Origin of the sequence: Pseudomonas sp. Irchel s3b5, from assembly GCF_900187435.1 — a bacterium.
In the GTDB taxonomy this organism is placed as follows: Bacteria; Pseudomonadota; Gammaproteobacteria; order Pseudomonadales; family Pseudomonadaceae; genus Aquipseudomonas.
On record NZ_FYDY01000003.1, the window covers coordinates 218868 to 239046 of the forward strand.

Annotated in this window: 20 protein-coding genes, 1 tRNA gene and 1 pseudogene; 6 read left to right on the forward strand and 16 right to left on the reverse strand. The window is 58.3% G+C overall.

What is annotated here, in order from left to right; genetic code table 11:
• Window positions 1-46: 46 nt before the first annotated feature.
• Window positions 47-796 (reverse strand): ABC transporter substrate-binding protein, encoded by a 750-nt coding sequence (locus CKW15_RS04935; protein WP_095058267.1) that lies wholly within the window; start codon window positions 794-796, stop codon window positions 47-49.
• A gap of 13 nt (window positions 797-809) precedes the next feature.
• Window positions 810-1583: an ABC transporter ATP-binding protein gene (locus CKW15_RS04940; RefSeq protein WP_007972784.1), complete on the reverse strand. Its 774-nt coding sequence runs from the start codon at window positions 1581-1583 to the stop codon at window positions 810-812.
• Between the two features lie 564 nt (window positions 1584-2147).
• On the opposite strand from CKW15_RS04940, the gene gabP reads away from it, so the two are divergent.
• Window positions 2148-3539: a GABA permease gene (gabP, locus tag CKW15_RS04945; RefSeq protein ID WP_095058268.1), complete on the forward strand. Its 1392-nt coding sequence runs from the start codon at window positions 2148-2150 to the stop codon at window positions 3537-3539.
• Between the two features lie 77 nt (window positions 3540-3616).
• On the opposite strand, the gene vapC is transcribed toward gabP, so the two are convergent.
• The 6 genes and pseudogenes from vapC to CKW15_RS04975 form a co-directional block, all read right to left on the reverse strand.
• A complete protein-coding gene (vapC, locus tag CKW15_RS04950) occupies window positions 3617-4024 on the reverse strand; it encodes a tRNA(fMet)-specific endonuclease VapC (protein WP_095151731.1) in 408 nt (135 codons plus the stop codon).
• Entirely contained in the window at window positions 4024-4254 is a 231-nt protein-coding gene (gene vapB, locus CKW15_RS04955) for a type II toxin-antitoxin system VapB family antitoxin (protein WP_095058270.1), read from the reverse strand. The genes vapC and vapB overlap by 1 nt, the downstream gene beginning before the upstream one ends.
• Before the next feature lie 171 nt (window positions 4255-4425).
• Window positions 4426-4878, reverse strand: coding sequence for a hypothetical protein (locus CKW15_RS04960; RefSeq protein WP_095058271.1), 453 nt, complete (start codon window positions 4876-4878; stop codon window positions 4426-4428).
• A gap of 6 nt (window positions 4879-4884) precedes the next feature.
• Window positions 4885-5301, reverse strand: coding sequence for a hypothetical protein (locus CKW15_RS04965; RefSeq protein ID WP_095058272.1), 417 nt, complete (start codon window positions 5299-5301; stop codon window positions 4885-4887).
• Window positions 5302-5314: 13 nt separating this feature from the next.
• Window positions 5315-6304 (reverse strand): alpha/beta fold hydrolase, encoded by a 990-nt coding sequence (locus tag CKW15_RS04970; RefSeq protein ID WP_095151732.1) that lies wholly within the window; start codon window positions 6302-6304, stop codon window positions 5315-5317.
• A 114-nt stretch (window positions 6305-6418) separates the two neighbouring features.
• A pseudogene (locus CKW15_RS04975) lies at window positions 6419-6619 on the reverse strand (DUF1016 domain-containing protein); the annotation flags it as partial.
• 260 nt (window positions 6620-6879) lie between these two features.
• Between CKW15_RS04975 and CKW15_RS04980 the strand changes: the two are divergent.
• Window positions 6880-7329, forward strand: a complete 450-nt coding sequence (locus CKW15_RS04980) for a hypothetical protein (protein WP_095058274.1) — start codon at window positions 6880-6882, stop codon at window positions 7327-7329.
• Window positions 7330-7387: 58 nt separating this feature from the next.
• On the opposite strand, the gene CKW15_RS04985 is transcribed toward CKW15_RS04980, so the two are convergent.
• The 8 genes from CKW15_RS04985 to CKW15_RS05025 form a co-directional block, all read right to left on the reverse strand.
• On the reverse strand, window positions 7388-8179 hold the full coding sequence (locus CKW15_RS04985) for a TSUP family transporter (RefSeq protein ID WP_095151733.1): 792 nt from the start codon (window positions 8177-8179) through the stop codon (window positions 7388-7390).
• Between the two features lie 76 nt (window positions 8180-8255).
• Window positions 8256-9335 carry a hypothetical protein gene (locus CKW15_RS04990; RefSeq protein ID WP_095151734.1) on the reverse strand — a complete coding sequence of 360 codons (1080 nt, stop codon included), beginning with the start codon at window positions 9333-9335 and terminating at the stop codon, window positions 8256-8258.
• A gap of 639 nt (window positions 9336-9974) precedes the next feature.
• Window positions 9975-11396 (reverse strand): amino acid permease, encoded by a 1422-nt coding sequence (locus CKW15_RS04995; protein WP_095151735.1) that lies wholly within the window; start codon window positions 11394-11396, stop codon window positions 9975-9977.
• Window positions 11397-12310: 914 nt separating this feature from the next.
• Window positions 12311-12386, reverse strand: a tRNA-Phe gene (locus CKW15_RS05005).
• Window positions 12387-12489: 103 nt separating this feature from the next.
• Window positions 12490-12762 (reverse strand): oxidative damage protection protein, encoded by a 273-nt coding sequence (locus CKW15_RS05010; RefSeq protein ID WP_007989188.1) that lies wholly within the window; start codon window positions 12760-12762, stop codon window positions 12490-12492.
• A complete protein-coding gene (gene mutY / locus CKW15_RS05015; RefSeq protein WP_095058280.1) occupies window positions 12759-13826 on the reverse strand; it encodes an A/G-specific adenine glycosylase in 1068 nt (355 codons plus the stop codon). Before mutY ends, CKW15_RS05010 begins: the two co-directional genes overlap by 4 nt.
• A complete protein-coding gene (locus CKW15_RS05020; protein WP_095151736.1) occupies window positions 13823-16057 on the reverse strand; it encodes an AsmA family protein in 2235 nt (744 codons plus the stop codon). Before CKW15_RS05020 ends, mutY begins: the two co-directional genes overlap by 4 nt.
• A 78-nt stretch (window positions 16058-16135) precedes the next feature.
• Window positions 16136-16540, reverse strand: coding sequence for an acetyl-CoA sensor PanZ family protein (locus CKW15_RS05025; RefSeq protein ID WP_095151737.1), 405 nt, complete (start codon window positions 16538-16540; stop codon window positions 16136-16138).
• 256 nt (window positions 16541-16796) lie between these two features.
• Between CKW15_RS05025 and CKW15_RS05030 the strand changes: the two genes are divergently transcribed.
• The 4 genes from CKW15_RS05030 (at window position 16797) to CKW15_RS05045 (ending at window position 20171) form a co-directional block, all read left to right on the forward strand.
• A complete protein-coding gene (locus CKW15_RS05030) occupies window positions 16797-18461 on the forward strand; it encodes an OFA family MFS transporter (RefSeq protein ID WP_095151738.1) in 1665 nt (554 codons plus the stop codon).
• Window positions 18462-18681: 220 nt separating this feature from the next.
• Window positions 18682-19275: an imidazoleglycerol-phosphate dehydratase HisB gene (gene hisB / locus CKW15_RS05035; RefSeq protein ID WP_003218037.1), complete on the forward strand. Its 594-nt coding sequence runs from the start codon at window positions 18682-18684 to the stop codon at window positions 19273-19275.
• A complete protein-coding gene (gene hisH, locus CKW15_RS05040) occupies window positions 19275-19913 on the forward strand; it encodes an imidazole glycerol phosphate synthase subunit HisH (RefSeq protein WP_095058284.1) in 639 nt (212 codons plus the stop codon). The genes hisB and hisH overlap by 1 nt, the downstream gene beginning before the upstream one ends.
• Window positions 19914-20171 (forward strand): DUF2164 domain-containing protein, encoded by a 258-nt coding sequence (locus tag CKW15_RS05045; RefSeq protein ID WP_095058285.1) that lies wholly within the window; start codon window positions 19914-19916, stop codon window positions 20169-20171. It begins immediately after the preceding gene.
• The last annotated feature ends 8 nt before the right edge of the window (window positions 20172-20179 follow it).

The following is a 20179-nucleotide window of genomic DNA, read 5'->3' on the forward strand; positions in this document are numbered from 1 at the left end:
CGAGAACCGGCGCCGTCAAAGGACGGCGCCGATCAGGCAGTCAGGATCAATAGATGCTGAACGGGAAGTACTTGTCGTTGATCTTCTTGTAGGTGCCGTCAGCGACGATTTCTTTCAGCGCGGAGTTCAGCTTCGCGCGGATCGGATCGCCTTTTCGTACAGCGATACCGATCTTGTCGCTTTCTTCCACCGGGTCGCCCTTGAATTCGTAGGAACGGCCCGCGTCGCTTTTCAGCCACTCGTAGTTGACGTACTTGTCGGCCAGGATGCCGTCCAGGCGACCGGAAGTCAGGTCGAGGTAGGCGTTTTCCTGGGTGTCGTACAGCTTGATGGTGATGTCGTCACCATAGTTGTCTTCCAGGAAGGTACCGGCCAGGGTCGCGCGTTGGGCGCCGATGATCTTGCCTTTGAGCGCTGCCTTGTCGGTTTTGAAGTCGACGTTTTTCGGCGCGATGAATTGCAGTTTGTTGGAGTAGTACGGGTCGGTGAAGTCCACCGCTTGCTTGCGCTCGTCGGTGATCGACATCGAGGAGATCAGGAAGTCGAACTTCTTGGCGTTCAGGGCCGGGATGATGCCGTCCCAGTCGGAGGTGACGACGGTGCACTCGACTTTCATCTTGGCGCACAGGGCGTCGCCGATTTCCTTGTCGAAGCCGACGACGTTGCCGCTGGCATCTTTGTTGTTGAACGGCGGGTAGGCCGCTTCGATGCCCATCTTCAGCGTTTCAGCCATGGCACTGGCGCTGAAGGCCAGGGTGACGGCGGCAGCCAGGAAGACCTTTTTGTAGTTCTGCATGTGGGTAGCTCCGTTAGCGGTTGCTGGACATGAATTGTTTGCAGCGCGCCGAAAGCGGGTTTTCAAACACCTGCTGTGGCGATCCTTGCTCTTCTACCAGGCCTTGGTGAAGGAACACCACTTCGCTGGAGACCTGACGGGCGAAGCCCATTTCGTGGGTCACGAGCAGCATGGTGCGGCCTTCTTCGGCCAGTGCGCGGATGACATTAAGTACTTCCTGGACCATTTCCGGGTCAAGCGCGGAGGTGGGTTCGTCGAACAGGATGACCTTGGGCTGCATGGCCAGCGTGCGGGCGATGGCCGCGCGTTGTTGCTGACCACCGGACAATTGCGCCGGGTAGGCGTGGCGCTTGTCGGCGATGCCGACCTTGGCCAGCAGGGCTTCGGCGACTTCGATGGCTTCGGCCTTGCTCTGGCCCAGCACGCGGCGCGGCGCCTCGATGATGTTGTCGAGCACGCTCATGTGCGGCCACAGGTTAAAGTTTTGAAACACAAAACCGATTTCGCTGCGCAGGCGATTGATCTGCTTGCCGTCGGCGGCAACCAGTTCGCCGTTCTTTGCGGCTTTGAGCTTGAGTTCTTCACCGGCCACCAGGATCTGACCCTGGTGCGGGTTTTCCAGCAGGTTGATGCAACGCAGGAACGTGGACTTGCCGGAACCGGAAGAACCCAGGATCGAGATCACGTCGCCGTCGCGGGCGGTCAGCGAGATACCTTTGAGCACCTCAAGCGAACCGTAGCGTTTATGCAAGTTGCGGATTTCAAGCGCGGGCGTGGCCTCAGCCATGTGCGTTCCTCATATATGTTGCGCTCCTGCTGTTGGCTGGCCTTCCTGGCGAGGCGGCCAACCTAGCATAGCGTTTCAATGGCAGCCAACAGCGCTACGGACAGTAAATGGCTGGTGTGTGGCAGGTTGTCGCATCGGCGCAGCAGACTGTCGCCCCATCAACAACCGAACAGCCGTTTGAACCTTGTCTATCGATAAAAAGCGCGGTGGCTGCCGCAAAAAAAGGCGCGATGTTGCCAGCTTTGACAAGGTGTTGGAAGCGCTATCCGGCCAAATGTACCGCTCGTGCACTTTTAATGTGCGCGAAGCCATTTTCAGGTGTGTTTCCGGTGCGCTGATTCACCACACAAAGTGGGTGGCAGGGTAACGTTCTGGCAAAGTGCCATTAAATTCAATGGCTTGCGATGACTGTCCGGTCTTGTTGGAATCGCCGGGTTAGAAGGATTTGAAATATTTTGGCGCAATTATTGCGTGCAGAATCCGGAACGCCCCGTTGGTTTCTTTTTACGAGAAGGATCGCTAAACGGGATGCATGCATTCGCTTCTCCTTACAAAGGTAGTTTTATGAGCAGTACCCAAAGCTCTAATGGCCTCGAACAGGGGCTCAAACCGCGCCACGTGACCATGCTGTCGATTGCCGGGGTTATCGGCGCCGGCCTGTTCGTCGGCTCGGGTCACGCCATCGCTGCGGCAGGTCCGGCTGTTCTGTTGGCTTACGCCGCCGCCGGTATGTTGGTGGTATTGGTGATGCGCATGCTCGGCGAAATGGCCGTTGCTTCGCCGGACACCGGTTCCTTTTCGACATACGCCGACCGCTCGATCGGTCACTGGGCCGGTTTCACCATCGGCTGGCTCTACTGGTGGTTCTGGGTCCTGGTGATCCCGCTGGAGGCCAACGCCGCCGCGACCATCCTGCATGCCTGGTTTCCGGGTGTGGACATCTGGGCCTTCGCCCTGGTCATCACGATGCTGCTGACCGTGACCAACCTCTTCAGCGTGAAAAACTACGGTGAGTTCGAGTTCTGGTTCGCCCTGCTCAAGGTCGTGGCGATCATTGGTTTCATTGTGCTCGGCGTGCTGGCGATCTTCGGCTTTCTGCCGAACAGTCAGGTCAGCGGCGTTTCGCACCTGTTCGACACCCAAGGCTTCCTGCCGAACGGCATGGGCGCAGTGTTGGGCGCGATCCTGACCACCATGTTCTCCTTCATGGGCACCGAGATCGTGACCATTGCGGCCGCGGAATCGAAAGACCCAGGCAAGCAAATTTCCAAGGCCACCAACTCGGTGATCTGGCGGATCGGCTTGTTCTACCTCGTATCGATCTTCATCGTTGTGGCCCTGGTGCCATGGAACGACCCGATTCTGGCCAGCGTTGGTTCCTACCAGACCGTGCTTGACCGCATGGGCATCCCGAACGCCAAGATGATCGTCGACATTGTGGTTCTGGTTGCTGTGACCAGCTGCCTGAACTCGGCGCTCTACACCTCGTCGCGCATGATGTTCTCCCTGGGCAAACGCGGCGATGCGCCGGCGATGTCCACGCGCACCAACAAAAGTGGCACACCTTACTGGGCAGTGATGTTGTCCACTGGTGCAGCGTTCCTGGCGACCTTCGCCAACTACGTGGCCCCGGCGGCAGTGTTCGAATTCCTGCTGGCCAGTTCCGGCGCCATTGCACTACTGGTGTACCTGGTGATTGCGATTTCGCAACTGCGCATGCGCAAGCAGCGTATGGCGCGTGGTGAGAAAATCGCCTTCAGCATGTGGCTGTTCCCGGGCCTGACCTACGCGGTGATCTTCTTCATCGTCGCGGCCCTGACCATCATGCTGTTCCAGGATGCCCATCGCGTGGAAATCCTCGCGACCGGTCTGCTGAGTCTTCTGGTCGTCGCTGCCGGCTTGCTGGTATCACGCCGTCGCAAACTGGAAAAGCGTGGCGCGGTCGTGCTGAACTGATTCGCACCGCGTAACGCAAAACGGCCGCCGCCAGTGATGACGAGCGGCCGTTTTTATATCTGTCGATTACTCCATGTTCATTCGACATGAACCCAGTCTTCTACACGTAACCCCGGAGCGCGTGCGAACTCGCGCAGGTTGTTGGTGACTACGATCAGCCCCCGTGAGCGTGCGTGTCCGGCAATCATTTGGTCGTACGGGCCTATCGGTGTGCCCGCTTTTGCCAGCTCGCACCGAATCATTCCGGTATGCGCTGCTGCTTCGTTGTCGAAGGGCATGACTTCAAGACGAGCGGCGAAACCCTCAACGACCGCCAGGTTTTTTTCGGGGGCTGCCGATTTTTCCGCACCGTAGATCAACTCCATCAGCGTTACCGCGCTGATGCACAGCTGATCGTGATGCCGGTTGAACGCCTCCCGTACCACCTGTGGTTTGTTCTTGATGGTGAAGATGCAGATGTTGGTATCGAGCATGTATTTGATCATCAGAACGACTCGCGCTCCTGTTCAGCGGGTTGCTCACGTTCCGCCATAAAGTCGGCGGTGGCGCTTTCGCCGTCGAACCAGCTGTCCCAGGTTTCATCAGCGGGGGTGATGATGCGGGTTCGGCCAATGGCGACGACGTTGACTCGTTTGACGTCGCTTGGCATGGCCACGGCTTTTGGCAGGCGGACGGCCTGGCTTCGGTTGCTCATGAAAAGGGTTGTCTGTTCCATTTTGACCTCCTGCGCTTTTGCTGGCGCGATGAGTCAAAGGATAGGTTTTGCAATGGATATGTCAATGGGATATACGCGATGCCTGATGAAAGGAAGGCGCCCGATTCAAAAGCCAAAAAAACGGCCGCCGTCAGTGATGACAAGCGGCCGTTTTTGTTTGCGCGGCGGCGGTTACTCGGCTTTTTCTTCCGGACCGTCCAGCGTTTGGCGGTACACATCCAGCGCATCGCTGAAGTCGGTGATGAACTGCGGTTCGCTCAACCAGGCCTGGGCAGCTTCGCGGTCCATGCCGTCGGCCCACATGCGGTAGTCGATCAGCATGTCGGCGGCCAGATGCGTGGCGGCCATGCCTTCGTCGTCGGCGTTTTCCATGTCCAGCAGTTCTGGATGGTCGATGATGATAAAGGCGAGATCAGTCAGCAATGTCGAGAGCATTTCGCGGCGGCTGACGGCTTCGGCGTCGCGCATTTTGCTGAACATCGCCAGGGTGTATTCCGGGATTGGCTCGGCGAGGTGGCCAAGGTCATCGTCCATCTCGGCGGGTTTACGGCCGTGGATATTGATCTGCTTGGCTTTGGCTTTTGCACGCTTGGCGCGTTTCTGTTGCTTGTTCAGGGAGGCCATGGGAACTCAGTTCGGTTTCGGTTGGGTTTGCGCGGCGATGGCGTCGGACGCTGCCACGTAGTCGGCCTGGAAGGCCGGTGATTCGATCCACGCCAGGGCGCCGGCCTCGTCGGTTTCGGTCGACCATTGGCGGTACTCGATCAATGCGGCCAGGATGAAGTCCATCGCGCCTTCTTCGCCTTCCTGCTCGTACACCAGCTCTAGCAGCGGGTCTTCGAGGAAGGCTGTGCACAGCGCTTGCTGGCTGATCTTCTCGGCGTCGATCATTTTCTTGAACAGTTCGGTCAGGTCTACCGACTCGAAGTCGATGCGGTCATCGTTCGGGTCCAGCTCGACCGGCGCAGCGGCCCGCTGGGTGCGGTTCTGCTTGGCTTTGGCCTTGGCGCGGGAGGCGCGTTTTTGCTGCTTGTTGGCGGAGGCCATGGCGTTTGTTCCGTTATGCGTTAATGGGGTCGCTGCGCGGTACTCGCCGCCCGGGGGTATCGGGGGCCAGCTCTCCGTTTTGCAGCCAGTGCAGTGCGATGGGCCATAGTGTGGCTTGGTATGCGCTGCGAAAAAAGGCGAAATGTCCGACTTCTTCTTCGCCGATGTCTTCAGGGGCGATGCGCAAGTGGGTGTTCAAGCTGCCGGTGGAGTAGCGGAGCAGGCGCTCGATGGCCGGGATCGTGCCGTAGGGATCGTCGCTGACGCTGATGGCGAGCGTTTTGGCCGTTACGGCAGCGAAGGGCAGGCGACCGACGGTTGCGTGGAGCGAGCGGCCGCTGGGGCGCTTCTCGTATCGATCAGTCGGCGTGCTCCAGTCGCGGACGACGCCAGCCGGTGTGTCTTCCAGCCAGCCGAGGCGCTTGCCGGGGAAGTAGCCACAGATCATCGTCACCAGCGGCATCAGCACATGCCACTTGCCGAACATCCGCCAGCGATGGGCCGGTGCGTAGTCGCGCCAGTAGGCGAATTGCGCGCCGACGGTCACCAGGCGACGGATCAGATGCCCGGACGCTCCCAGCCCCGCTGCACAGCCGCCAAAGCTGTGACCGACCACATCGACAGGCTGGCCCGGAAATTCACGCTGCGTGCGCTTGAGCATCGCCTCGAAATCCAGCGCTCCCCAATCGCTCCAGGAAGCCTCAAGCCCTTTGAGTGATTCCGGACGCGATTCGCCGATGCCTCGGTAGTCATAGGTGATGACGTTGAAGCCATTGGCGAACAGATAGTCGGCAAAGCGTGAGTAATGACGGCAACGGACCGAGGTGGCGGCGTTGATGATGACGACCGGGCGGGCGATGTCTTGAACGGCGTGCTGCCAGGTGAAGCCGCCAAGGATGAAGCCATCGGGGGCTGTTTCCTTGAACGGTTTGCCAGGTGCGGGAGCCTCCAGCGACAACTTGATTTGAGTGGGGGCCAGTGGAGGCGTGTCCTGCAAATTCATCGGTGTCAGACCTTTGCGGGTAGTTGCCAACCATAGTCTTGATGTCGTTGATGAACAATCCACTCATCTCAACGCGGTTTTTTGGCGAGTCAATCGCTCTTCAAATGCCGCTCGTTCGCGATCCAGCTCGCTGCGGAGTTCTTCCTTTTGCTCAAATTCAACGATGTACCGACCCATCTGCCAACAGGTTTGCACCTGAACGGTATCCACCGCCCGAAGTACCTTCTGACGTGCCTGACGGATCAATTCGCCTAGGTTACCCAGCAGCGATACGAGTTTTGGGTCTTGAGTGTCATTGGGTGTGAGGTCAGTCATGAGGTCTTCCGCAGCAGCCTGAGAGGCGCATGAGAATGACAAGTGAACACCACTCAAAGATGCCGGGCGTTACTGAGAAACAGGCAGGAAACGCCGGGTGCGCTGGCAGGACGTATCTGATGACGGGCGAGGTCTGAGGAACAAAAGGCGTAGTACGTTTCGTACTCACCCCAAGACCCAATCAATCTGAAACCCCTCCCGCCGACAGGAAATCCAAAGAATGTAACGATTGGGTTCAACAGAACCCGGGAGTCGCCATCATGAAAACCACCCATTCATTCATGTTGTCCCTCGCCGCCGTCAGCGTTCTGCTGTTTCCTGCCATATCGCCCGCCGCGAGCCTTGAGCCCGTCGACAGCTCTGGCGTACAGGTTCAGCGGCAGGAGCAAAACGGCATCACCTACCTGTCCGGCGGTATCGGTGAGGATGAGGCAAAGGCTATCCAGCAGACGTCTGGTTATAACCTGCACATGACGTTCTCTGTCGGAACGGGCAATGAATACACGCCAGACGTGAATGTCGTCATTCAGAAAGCCCCGGGGGAAACCGTGCTGACGCTTAACAAAGCTGGCCCGCTGGTTTACGTCAAATTGCCTGCCGGTAAGTACACCGTCATCGCGACGCGCAACGGGGAGTCACGGCAAGACATTGCCGATGTCGGCAGCGGTACACCCCGTAACCTGGTTTTTCACTGGAATGATGCAAGTTAACGAGAAGCTCTAAACCATGGAGTGGACATTGACCCTGAATCTTGCGATTCAGGGTTTTTCATAACAAGGCCAATGTCTGGATGACCGCGATGCGTAAGGGATTGGTTTCTACGCTCAGCAGTTTGATGGCCAAGGCGCAGCAGACCACGATCAACATGGGTTTGATCAGCCGTGGTCCAACCCGGACCGCAGCTCGAGCACCCAATTGGGCGCCGAGGAAGGCCGCCAAAGCCATGGCGATGGCTACCGGCCAGATAATCACACCTTTGGTGATGAAAACCGACAGAGAACCGAGGTTGCATGAAGCGTTGGCCAGCTTGGTAAAACTCATGGCCCGCATCATGCCGAAGCCGCAGAGCAGGACAAATCCGACGATAAAGAAAGAGCCCACGCCGGGACCAAATATACCGTCGTAAAAACCCAGGATCGGCGCAACGGTGAACGAAAAAAGCAGAATGCCGATTCTCTTGCGTCGATCTTCATTGGCCAGCTTTGGAGACAGCGCAAAATAGATGGCCACCAGAATCAGCATGATGGGCACGCAGACTTCCAGATAGCGCTTATCAACAGAGCTGACCAGCAAGGCCCCGCTGGCTCCGCCAATGAAACCGCAAATAACCAGGAATCGGCCCTCGCGCCACTCGATCATTCCTTTGCGAGCAAAGGTTGCGGTTGCCGAAATGGTTGCCGAGGCGGCCTGAAACTTGTTCGTTGCAATGGCACTGATGGGGTCAACCCCAGCCAAAAACAGTGCTGGCAGAGTTATTAACCCGCCGCCACCTGCTATTGCATCAAAGAAGCCAGCGCAAAACGCGACGAGCGCCAACATGCCAATAACGTCCCAAGACATCTCACCCTCTCTTTTACAATTATTGGCCAGTCTTCCACTTGTCCAGCCATTCAATGGATTGAATCTGCGTTAGGCGTCAGCCCTGAAGTCGCAACGGGTCGTCTGTTATTACGATGGGAGAAGAAAACTTCGAGAGTCCGAAGATGCGGACCAGAACGCGCCTGTTGTCTTTGATCCGGTCACGACAGTGCAGAGCCCGGACGTTATTGATGACCATTGCCGACTCTTGCGTCAGGGTGTGCTCGACTGGAGTTGCTTCACCTATGCTCTGGCACAAGGCGGCGAAGGCTGTTTTGGCAAAGTGAGAGGCGTTGTCGCTGACCGAAAAACGATAGGCGTTGAAACGGACCGCGAATCCGACCTTGTCATCGAACTCCAGAATCGAAACGTTGCGCCCGTCCTCTCCTTTGCCGCTGACAAAGGAGTCACTACGGGTGAATTGAAAATTCCCTGTAGTCAAAGCAAGACAGTTGGTTACACCGATTTTTTCCAGAACGGGTGGCAGCGCAATGACCGAGGTCGGCTCCAGGCTTGGGTTCCATAGGGCCGAGAGGATGAGCGACGACGGCGAGGGAGAGTGCCCATCTTTCGCGTTTATTGCGCACCAGTAAGGCGCTTCGGTGTGTGGGCCGAGAGCCAGGCCTGAGTGGGAACTCAGTTCTTTGATGTCCGGCTCGGCAGGGACTTTGATAAGTCCGCCGCCCTTGAAATTCGCCACCAGCCGAACCAGTTTTCCTTCATTGTCCATGTCGTAGGCAAAGGCGCTGTTGTCCACCAGTTTCAACAAGATCTGATTACGCGCGGCCAGGCAAAGGACGTCGTATCGATTCTCCAGGGATGTCAGGGCGGGCAATTCATTGGGGGGGCTGACATCGGTGATTTTTTGCAGCCCCTCAAAGATCAACACGCAAACAAGGCCATCGGAGTAGGTGCCCAGCAGTTCGCATTGGTCTTTCGAGAAAGAGAGCTTCAACTCAATGGCTGCCAAAGAGGCTTTCGAGTCGGCTCCTGGGGCCTGCGGCCCGCCGATCGCGGCCAGTCCTTCGGCGAGCGTGCGAAGCAATGTTGACTGCCGCTTATCAAAATTTAGAGTCCTGATCTCTTGCCCAGAGAAAAGCTCAGTGGTTTCTACCTCTGGTTTGATGACGTTAGTCATTGGCGACATCCCTGTTGTGTCTCTGCTGCCGGGTATGCGGCAGCTCCTCCTGCGATTCTGCACAAACTGTAAGTCGGCGTATGTCATCCCTTTCCGTTAAGGCGTTGGGAGCGTTCTGACAGACAAAAGACAAGCAGAAATAACTGATATCCAATGCCTGAAGGCATTTCTGGACTCAGCCTGGGATGGGGGGATTTTGTCGCTTCGATGATGCCTGGGGGAGTGCCTCGTCAAATCGCAGGCATAAAAACCCCTGAATCTTGCGATTCAGGGGTTTCGGTATTTGGTGCCAGAGACAAAATCGAACCATTGGCTACAGGCTGCGCATGTACTGAGTTGTATGTTGAGTGGGGCCAAGGCTGGGCACAACTGAGGGCGCGACTGAGGAAAAAGGTTCTTCCTGACGTGCCGCTCATGTCGGCTCAAGTTTGACCAGGTGGTTTTTTAACAAGTGCAGACCATGTTGAAAGACCAAGCTTGATCTAAAAACAATATTGGTTTGTTGTTCACAACTGCACGCCCTAGACCGACAAAGCCTAGGGCGTTGAAAATACCAAAAACCAATATTCCGTGAATCGTATTGCTGCTCCGCTTAAGTGCAGCAAACGGAATGGGCTTTTGCATTTCAGGCACTACGACTTAAGAAACCGAACGCGCCACACCTTGAGTTGCATTGGTCGGTTGCAGCTTGAACACGTAGAACAACACCGTCAGCAGCACCAGGAACGCAGGCCCCACATACAGCGCCACGCGGGTGTCCGGGAAGTACGCCATCAGGCCGACCACCAGCACCAGGAACGCCAGCGCCAGGTAGGAGCTGACCGGGTACAGCCACATGCGGTATTTCAGACCGGCACGTTCGCTGGCACTCAGGCCTTTGCGGAATTTCAGCTGGGCCAGCAGGATCATCGCCCAGGTCCAGATCGCGCCGAAGGTGGCAATCGCCGTCACCCAGACGAAGACTTTTTCCGGCACCAGGTAATTGAGCAACACGCCCAGCAGCAAGGCGCCAATCGACAGCAGCAGCGCACGACGCGGTACGCCGTTGTTCGAAGTCTTGGCGAAACCGGCCGGGGCCTGGCCGTTCTGCGCCAGGCTGTACAGCATGCGCCCGGTGCTGAAGATGCCGCCGTTGCACGACGACAATGCCGCGGTGATCACCACGAAGTTGATGATACCGGCAGCGGTCTTGATGCCCAGTCGCTCGAAGGTCATCACGAACGGACTGCCCTGGGTGCCGATTTCGTTCCACGGGTAAATCGACAGGATCACGAACAACGCACCGACGTAGAACAGCAGGATTCGCCAGAACACCGAGCCAATCGCATCGGGAATGGTTTTCTGCGGGTTCTTCGCTTCACCGGCGGTCAGGCCGATCATCTCGACGCCCAGGTAAGCGAACATCACCATTTGCAGGGACATCAGCACGCCTTGCACGCCGTTGGGCATGAAGCCGCCGTGGGTCCACAGGTTGGAAATGCCCAACGCCACACCGTCGTTGCCGAAACCGAAGGCAATGACGCCGATGCCGCCGAACACCATGGCAACGATGGTGACGATCTTGATCAGGGCGAACCAGAACTCGAACTCACCGAAGGCCTTGACCGCGATCAGGTTGATCGAGCCCATGCTGATCAGTGCCGCCAGGGCCCAGATCCAGCGCGGCACATCAGGGAACCAGACGCCCATGTACACCGCCACCGCGGTGATTTCCGCAACGCAGGTCACCAGCCACAGAAACCAGTAGTTCCAGCCAGTCAGGAAGCCCGCCAATGGGCCGAGGTAGTCTTGGGCGTAACGGCTGAACGAGCCGGCGACCGGGTTGTGCACGGCCATTTCGCCGAGGGCGCGCATGATCACCAGAATCGCCAGACCGCCGATGATGTAGGACAGCATGATGGCCGGACCGGCCATTTCGATGGCCTTGGCCGAACCGAGGAACAGGCCGACGCCGATGCAGGCACCGAGTGCCATCAAGCGAATATGCCGTTCGCCGAGTTCGCGTTTGAGCGGGCCGCCCTGAGTGGTATCGCCATGGGGTAAGTGATTGCCTACGGGCATAAGGGGCACCTCATCTTGTTATTGGATATGACCACCGAGCGTCGAAGCGCCGACCCATAAGCCAGTTGCTTCGCGTAACCGGGCCTGCGTTGTGGGCAAGCCCGTTCTGTAGGACAAAGCCTGCAGACCAGCGGGATATGCAGTATAAAAAGCTTATGCCAGTCGTTTTCACTATATAGCCAACAAAATACAGCCATAACTACCTGAAAATTTCCAAATAATGGACTGATTCTGTTTGGTTAAGTATTTTCGACTATATCCATGAACGGTCGGAAAATCCGAAGCCCTCAGATAAGGACTACGTATTTTTTTGTATCCATACACCAGTCCGCTACTGCTGAGGACAGCGGTTCTGACCGCAGCCCCGAAAAAATAAATGGGCTCGCCTGCCGTCGTTGCACTTGGCCATGGCCGTTCGTGTTTGGGGTGCGATGGGCCAAAGGTAACGACTCGGTCTGCCGTTGGATTCAGGTACTCAACAAGAGGCGCTTTAAATCCTCACCTATGGTTGTTTTCTGAAAGATCTCGCAGGCCTTGATCCGCAAGGCCTCCAGGGGATTACCAGAATCTGCGGACTAATACCCGTCTACACGACGCGTAAACGGATTGACCGCGCCAGAGCTTTGAGCCGGTGGGCATAATTTCGAGATACAAGCCTTCACCATCCGCGAGCTTGTAAGGCTACTCCCGGGGTTTGGCTGCGTTGAGAGCGGAGTCGCTCAGGGGCGTGACTTTCAGGGCCGTGAAGCACCATTTTGTTGGGGGCATGACCGAACCGGTCATGCCCCCAACCTTGCCCCCAAAACTTTGGGCTGCCTAGGTCAGTTTAGGAAACCATAGACAACAAAAAGCCCGCACTAGGCGGGCTTCTTGTGTGCTTTCAGGTGTGCTTGGCATCACCTGAAAACGAAAGGTGGTGCCCAGAGACGGAATCGAACCGCCGACACGGGGATTTTCAATCCCCTGCTCTACCGACTGAGCTATCTGGGCAACGGGGCGCATTAAACGGGTTTTTCAGGGGGTCGTCAAGCAAGTTTTCAAAAAAATTTTAATTATTACCGTCGCTTACGTGCCGCCCCCCGATAAATCGGGGTTATTCCGACGGCGGCACGTAGCCTTCGGCCTTGGCGTAATCCTCGCCGGAGAAGTACTTGTCCATTTCTCCCTGAAGATATTTGCGATCTTCGGCGTTCATCATGTTCAGGCGTTTTTCGTTGATCAGCAGGGTCTGGTGTTTTTGCCAGTCGGCCCAGGCCTTTTGCGAGACGTGATCAAAAATGTCCTGGCCTTTGGCGCCCGGGAACGGAGCGCGCTCCAGGCCTGGCAGTTCTTCTTTGTACTTGCGGCACATGATGGTGCGGGTCATGACGACTCTCCTGCGTTCAATACGGCGGCCGCGCGTTCGAGCAAGGTTTTGACCGGGGCGGCAAGGCCCAGGCGCGGCGGGGTGGCGAGGTTATACCAGAGCCAGTCGGCCTCGGCCACGTGATGGCCGGACTCCTGGACCTGAACCAGCCAGGGTTCGATGGATAACTGGAAATGGCTGAAGGTGTGCACCAGGTTTGGCAGCGCCTGTTGTGCGCCCAGCTCCAGCGAGTGCTGCGACGCCAGATGTTGCAGGTCGTCGAGGTCGTCGAGTTCCGGCAAGCTCCAGAGACCGCCCCACAGGCCCGTGGAAGGGCGACGATAAAGCAGGATCGCACCTTCACCGTTGGCGAGCATCGGCATCAACGTGCGCTTCTGTGGGATGGCTTTGCGCGGCTTGGGGATCGGGTAGCGGGTTTCCAGGCCGAGCATGTGCGCTTCACAGCCCTTTTCCAGCGGGCAGAGCAGGCAACTCGGTTTGCTGCGGGTGCAAAGCGTAGCGCCCAAATCCATCATCGCCTGGGTGTAGGCGTTGACCCGATCATGCGGCGTAAAGCGCTCAGCGTTGGCCCAGAGCTGTTTGGCGACCTTCGGCTCGCCGGGGTAGCCCTCCTGCGCGGTAAAGCGCGCCAGCACGCGTTTGACGTTGCCGTCGAGGATCGGCGCGCGCAGGCCCATGCTGATGCTGGCGATGGCGCCAGCGGTGGACAGGCCGATCCCCGGCAAATCAGTGAGTTTTTCCACATCCCGAGGAAATTCGCCGCCGTACTGTTCGACGACGATCTTCGCGGTCTTCTGCAAATTGCGCGCACGGGTGTAGTAACCCAGGCCCGTCCACAAGTGCAGCACTTCGTCTTCCGGTGCCGCTGCCAGGGCTTCGACCGTCGGCAACGAGGCCATGAAACGGTCAAAGTAGTTCAGCACGGTGCTGACCTGGGTCTGCTGCAACATGATTTCCGAGACCCATACCCGATACGGGTTGATGTCCTGCTGCCAGGGCAAATCGTGCCGGCCATGGCGGTCGAACCAGTCCAGCACCGCCGTTGAAAACTGCTCGGCTCTCATTGCTTGAACAGCCCCTTGAGCGCGTCTTTCAGTTTCGGGTCGACCTTGTCGCCCCATTTCTCGTCGATTTTTTCGCTGATTCTGTCGCCAGCCAGCTTGCCCGCGACCTGGCCCATGCGGTCGTTATCCAGGCGGCAAGCCTTGGCGCCCAGCTCCAGCGGGCCGCGGCAGCGCAGTGGCCACTCGATGGCGGCAAACTTCTCGTTGACCTGGCAAGCCGGGTCCGGCATGTCGCTCTTGTCGCCTTCGACGACAATGCCGACGCGGTAATCCATACCCAGGACTCTCAAGTCGATGTCGCCATTGCCGTTGACGGTCATGCCCGGGATGCGCACTTTCAGATCCGGGTTGCTGGCCACGCCATTACGGAACGTCAGGTTACCCTTGAGCTCCTGGAACGGTGTGTCCTTGCCGCGAGGCTCGCCGCTGAGGGATTTGCGGTTGAGCGTGGCGATGCCTTTGCACAGCTGTTGTTCGAGGTTGGCATTGAGCAGCACGCCGTTGTTGATGACGAAGCTGGTGGTGCCGTTGAGGGTTTCGATCAGCGCTTTCTGGCTGTTGCCGTTGCCGGTCAGGTTGCTGTTGAGCGTGACCAGGCCTTTGACCGGCGGATTCTTGCCCTGGCTTTCGAGGATTTTCTCTGCCGGGACGCGGCTGATCTTCGTCAGCAGGTTCAGCGCCGGTACAGGCTGGCGCAGATCGAGGGTGCCAGCGGCGTTGAAGTTGCCTTCGTACAGGTTGCCGCTCAGGTTCACCAGGGTCAGCAGACCGCCCTGGCCGGTGGCCTTGAGCGCGGCGTTTTGAATCGGCAGGTTTTCCAGGGTCAACAGGCCGAAGCTCAGGTCGGCGTCCACATCGAGTTTGCTCAGGCGCTCCACCGGCAACAGGCGTTCGTTGCTCCAGGCCTCCTTGGTCGGCGATGGAGGCAGCGGGGTGCTGCCGGCGCCCGCCATGGCATCGGCTTCGGTACTTGCGACTTCGGCTTGGCGCACTTGCTTGGCGCTGTTGGCCTCAGCAGATTTCGGCGGCAGGTAACGGTCAACGTTGAAGGTGTCTGCCTTGAGGTTGGCGCGCAGTGATTGCTTGGCGAAGTCTTCGACGGCGATGCGGCCGCTGAAAGTGCTTTCATCGAGTTTCAGGTTGATGTTGTCGAATGCCACGCTGGTCGGCGTGCCCGTCAGGCGAGTGACCAGCTCGACTTTACTCAGGCTGCCTTCGGCCATGGCCGGGAGTTTCTGACCGATGCTGTCGACGAATTTCGCCAGGTCGAATTGGGCAATCGAAAGGCCGCCGTTGACCTGTGGGGTCTTGTCGAGGTCGTTGACCTTCAGTTCACCCAGTGCCCGCAACTGGTTCGCGGAAATTTTGATACCGGTCCACTCGGCGACATTGGCAGCCTTGTCCAGCAGCAGCTGGCCCTGAGCGGCGAAGGTCATGGTTTTGCCTTGCAGCGGGTCGCCGGAGACTTCGCCGGACAGCTTCATGTCTTCGAATTTGTAGCGCTGCAAGGCGCGCTCGAAGCGCAGCTCGCCATTGAGTTCAGTGCGCACACGCAAGACCGGTTGATTGGTGCCCAGGAATGCGGTGAGTTTGACCGGAATGTTGGTGGAATCATGCACTGCGCCGGTGCTCAGCTGGATACTTTCAGCGCTGAACTGCTTGCCGGTTTTTTCGTCGTTGTACTCGACGCGGGCGTTGTTGACGGTGAGGCTGTCGATGTCCAGCCGCATCGGCTGCGACGGTTTTTCCGCTTGGGCGGTCGTGTCCGGGGCAGGCTCGCCGGCGTTCGCCGCAGGCGCGGTGGTGGCGTCGGCAGTGGTCGGGACAGGCTTCTTGCCCACGTCTTCCCAGTTGCCGTGGCCATCCTTGTCGCGGTTCAGGCGCAGGTTCAGGCCTTCGACGCGTACGTCGCTCATTTGCACTTCGCGGCGCAGCAGCGGCAGTACGCGCACCGACAGACCGAGCATTTGCAAGTCGGCGAACGGTTCGGCCGGTTTGACCAGGGTCGCGACACTGGCGTCGTGCAATTCCAGGCCCAGCCACGGGAACAGGCTCCAGCCGATATCGCCATTGAGCGTCAGCTCGATGTGGGCCTTGTCGCGGGCAATCTGGCGAATCTCGTCTTTGTAGTCGTTGGGATCGAAGAGGTGGGTCAGGGCAAAGCCCAGTGCCACAATGATCAGCAACAGCCCGAGAAGTACCAGACCCAGGATTTTGCCGAACGCTTTCATGGGCGAGTCCTTGTAGTTAGTCGAATTCGAAATTTAGCCGGGGAGTATAGCGCCCCGGAACGGACGACCGGTCAGCGATCAGTCGGTCAATACCTGCAGGGACACGTTCAGTTTGGTCGCCAGCGCCTGAGCCTCCAAATGCCCGGCAGGTGCCAGCAGACACAATGTCGCGCCCGATTGCGCAGCCATACTCCGGGCTTCAGTCACCAGGCGTTCGGCGACCCCACGGCGACGGGTAATTTTTCGTACGCAAATTTGGGACAAGTACCAAACGTCTTGGTGCCGTTGCAAACGAGCGGCTCCGAGCAGGCGGTCATTGAAGCGGCCAGCGATCAGCGAGCCGTCTCGCAAACAGTCTTCGATCAGTTGTGCATCCCCGGAAAACGGGGCGAACAGCCATTCGGGAGCGTCGCGGTAAATTTTTTGCAGATCCTGCTGATCCTGATTAGTGGCCTGGTTTAGCGGCTCGACAATGATCGGCATGGGGACTCCTGTGCAGTTAGAGGGTGCCATTTTCTGTAGGCGTTCACATAATGATGAGATCAGTCGACGTACGAGTCGTGATGTCAGTTTGGTTTTTCTGTCAGCTGCAAATGGTAACCTTCGCCCGTTCGTCCGTCTTTCTGCGACCTGTTGTCGCGCAACAAGGTGTTCACTCAAAAAAACGGTCATGCCTGCGTGCATAAAGGCCCGGGGTGAGCAGTGGCTGGCGAACCATACTAATAATTGGGGATTCACAATGACCACGAGTATCACGGCGGACGGCTTAAATGCCGACCAGCCTGCGTTCTTGTCCAAGGAACGCATTATCGCCAGGCCCGGTTTCAACCGCTGGCTGGTGCCACCGGCCGCGTTGGCCATTCACCTTTGCATCGGCATGGCCTACGGGTTTTCGGTGTTCTGGTTGCCGCTGTCCAAGGCGCTGGGCGTCACCGCACCGGTCGCCTGCGCGCCGGACATGAGCTTTATCGCACAAGTCTTTTCATCCCAGTGTGACTGGCCGATCTCGATGCTCGGCTGGATCTACACCCTGTTCTTCATCTTCCTCGGCTGCTCGGCCGCGATCTGGGGCGGCTGGCTGGAACATGCCGGGCCACGCAAGGCTGGCGTTGTATCGGCCTTGTGCTGGTGCGGTGGCCTGCTGATTTCGGCGCTGGGGGTGTATACCCACCAGATCTGGCTGATGTGGATCGGCTCCGGGGTCATTGGCGGTATCGGCCTGGGCCTGGGTTACATCTCGCCGGTGTCGACCTTGATCAAGTGGTTCCCGGACAAGCGCGGCATGGCAACTGGCATGGCGATCATGGGCTTCGGCGGTGGCGCGATGGTCGGTGCGCCGTTGGCTGCAGCGCTGATGGGCCACTTCGCTTCGCCAACCAGCGTCGGTGTGTGGCAGAGCTTTTTGGTGATGGCCGCGATTTACTTCGTGTTCATGATCGGTGGCGCGTTGTCCTACCGCGTTCCGCCAACCGGCTGGAAGCCTGAAGGCTGGACCGCTCCGGCGAAAAAAGCCTCGAACGCCATGATCACTCACCGTCACGTACACGTGAACGTAGCGTGGAAAACGCCGCAATTTCGTCTGGTGTGGCTGGTGCTGTGCCTGAACGTATCGGCCGGTATCGGCATCCTGGGCATGGCGTCGCCGCTGTTGCAGGAAGTGTTCGCGGGCAAATTGCTGGGCAATGACCTGACCTTCGGTCAACTGGACGCCTCGCAACTGGCTTCGATTGCCGCCATCGCTGCCGGTTTCACCGGTTTGCTGAGTCTGTTCAACATCGGTGGGCGCTTCTTCTGGGCTTCGTTTTCGGACTACCTGGGCCGTAAAAACACTTACTTCGTGTTCTTCGCTCTGGGCTTTGCCTTGTACGGACTGATTCCGAACCTGGGTCACCTGGGCAGCATCGCGCTGTTCGTGGCGGCGTTTTGCATCATTCTGTCGATGTATGGCGGTGGTTTCGCGACGGTTCCAGCGTATCTGGCCGACCTGTTCGGTACGCAAATGGTCGGCGCGATTCACGGTCGCCTGCTGACGGCGTGGGCTGCTGCTGGCGTATTGGGTCCGGTGTTGGTGAACTATCTGCGTGAGTATCAGCTGAGTATCGGCGTCGAGCGCGCGGCAGCGTACGACATCACGCTGTACATCCTCGCCGGCCTGCTGGTGCTGGGTTTCCTGTGCAACCTGCTGGTGCGTCCGGTGGCGGACAAGTACTTCATGACCGACGCTGAACTGGCTGCCGAACAGGCCCTGGGCCACGACAAAGGCGCGGACAGCAGCACGTCGCTGGAGTGGAAAGCGGCGCCGGGCACCAAGCCGTTGGCGATTGCCGCGTGGTTGGTAGTGGGTATTCCGTTGGCGTGGGGTGTTTGGGTGACCTTGCAGAAGACGGCAGTGCTGTTCCACTAACGCCCAACTTCTGTAGGAGCCGGCTTGCTGGCGATCAATGCGACGCGGTGTGTCAGGCACACCGCCATCGCTGGCAAGCCAGCTCCTACATGTCATGACAGGTATAGCTCCAGGGTTGATGAGTTCACTCCGTCAGCCATATCACCTCCCATGTTTCTGTTTCGCGCCCGCGCCCCTATAATGGCTGCCTTTTTCGCCCAATGATTTTGCGGAGCTGGTGATGGCCGAACGTAAGGCGTCTGTCGAGCGCGACACTCTGGAAACCCAGATCAAAGCCTCGATCAACCTCGATGGCACCGGAAAGGCCCGATTCGATATCGGTGTTCCTTTTCTTGAGCACATGCTGGACCAGATCGCCCGTCACGGGTTGATCGACCTGGATATTGTCAGCAAGGGCGACCTGCATATCGATGACCACCACACCGTGGAAGACGTCGGTATCACCCTCGGCCAGGCATTTGCCAAAGCCATCGGCGACAAGAAAGGCATCCGTCGCTACGGCCACGCCTACGTGCCTCTCGATGAAGCGCTGTCGCGCGTGGTGATCGACTTCTCCGGTCGCCCAGGCCTGCAAATGCACGTGCCGTACACCCGCGCCACTGTGGGCGGCTTCGACGTTGACCTGTTCCAGGAATTCTTCCAGGGCTTCGTCAACCACGCGCTGGTCAGCCTGCATATCGACAACCTGCGTGGCACCAACACCCACCACCAGATTGAAACCGTGTTCAAGGCTTTCGGCCGCGCCCTGCGCATGGCCGTCGAGCTCGATGACCGCATGGCCGGGCAAATGCCGTCGACCAAAGGCGTTCTGTAATGCAGACAGTCGCGGTTATCGATTACGGCATGGGTAACCTGCACTCGGTGGCCAAGGCCCTCGAGCACGTCGGTGCCGGCAAGGTCCTGATCACCAGCGATGCCAACGTGATTCGCGAAGCCGACCGGGTGGTTTTCCCCGGCGTTGGCGCGATTCGCGATTGCATGGCGGAGATCCGTCGCCTCGGTTTCGATTCGCTGGTACGTGAAGTCAGCCAGGACCGGCCGTTCCTCGGCATCTGCGTCGGCATGCAAGCCTTGCTCGACACCAGCGAAGAGAATGATGGCGTTGACTGCATCGGCCTGTTCCCGGGCCAGGTGAAGTTCTTCGGCAAGGACCTGCATGAAGACGGCGAACACCTGAAAGTCCCGCACATGGGCTGGAACCAGGTGAAGCAGAAGGTCAGCCACCCGCTGTGGCACGACATTCCGGACATGGCGCGTTTCTACTTCGTGCACAGCTACTACATCGCCGCCACTAATGCGCGGCAGGTGGTCGGTGGCGGTCATTACGGTGTCGATTTTGCTGCGGCGCTGGCCGAAGGCTCGCGTTTCGCCGTGCAGTTCCACCCGGAGAAAAGCCATACCCATGGCCTGCAATTGCTGCAGAACTTCGCTGCGTGGGACGGTCGCTGGTAAATGGCAGTCAAGAAGAAGCCGCCGATCCTGACCCTCACTCCCGAACAGGAGAACGAGGCCAATCACAAGATCAAGCGTTTCATGGAGGACCGCTTCGAACTTGACCTCGGTTCGTTCGAGGCGGGGGAGATTCTTGAGCTGTTTACCCGCGAAATTGCTCCGCACTACTACAACAGGGCGATTTTCGATGTGCAGGCGCACCTCAAAGAGAGGTTCGAAAGCATTGAAAGCGACCTGTGGGCGCTCGAGAAAAACTGATTTCCGAG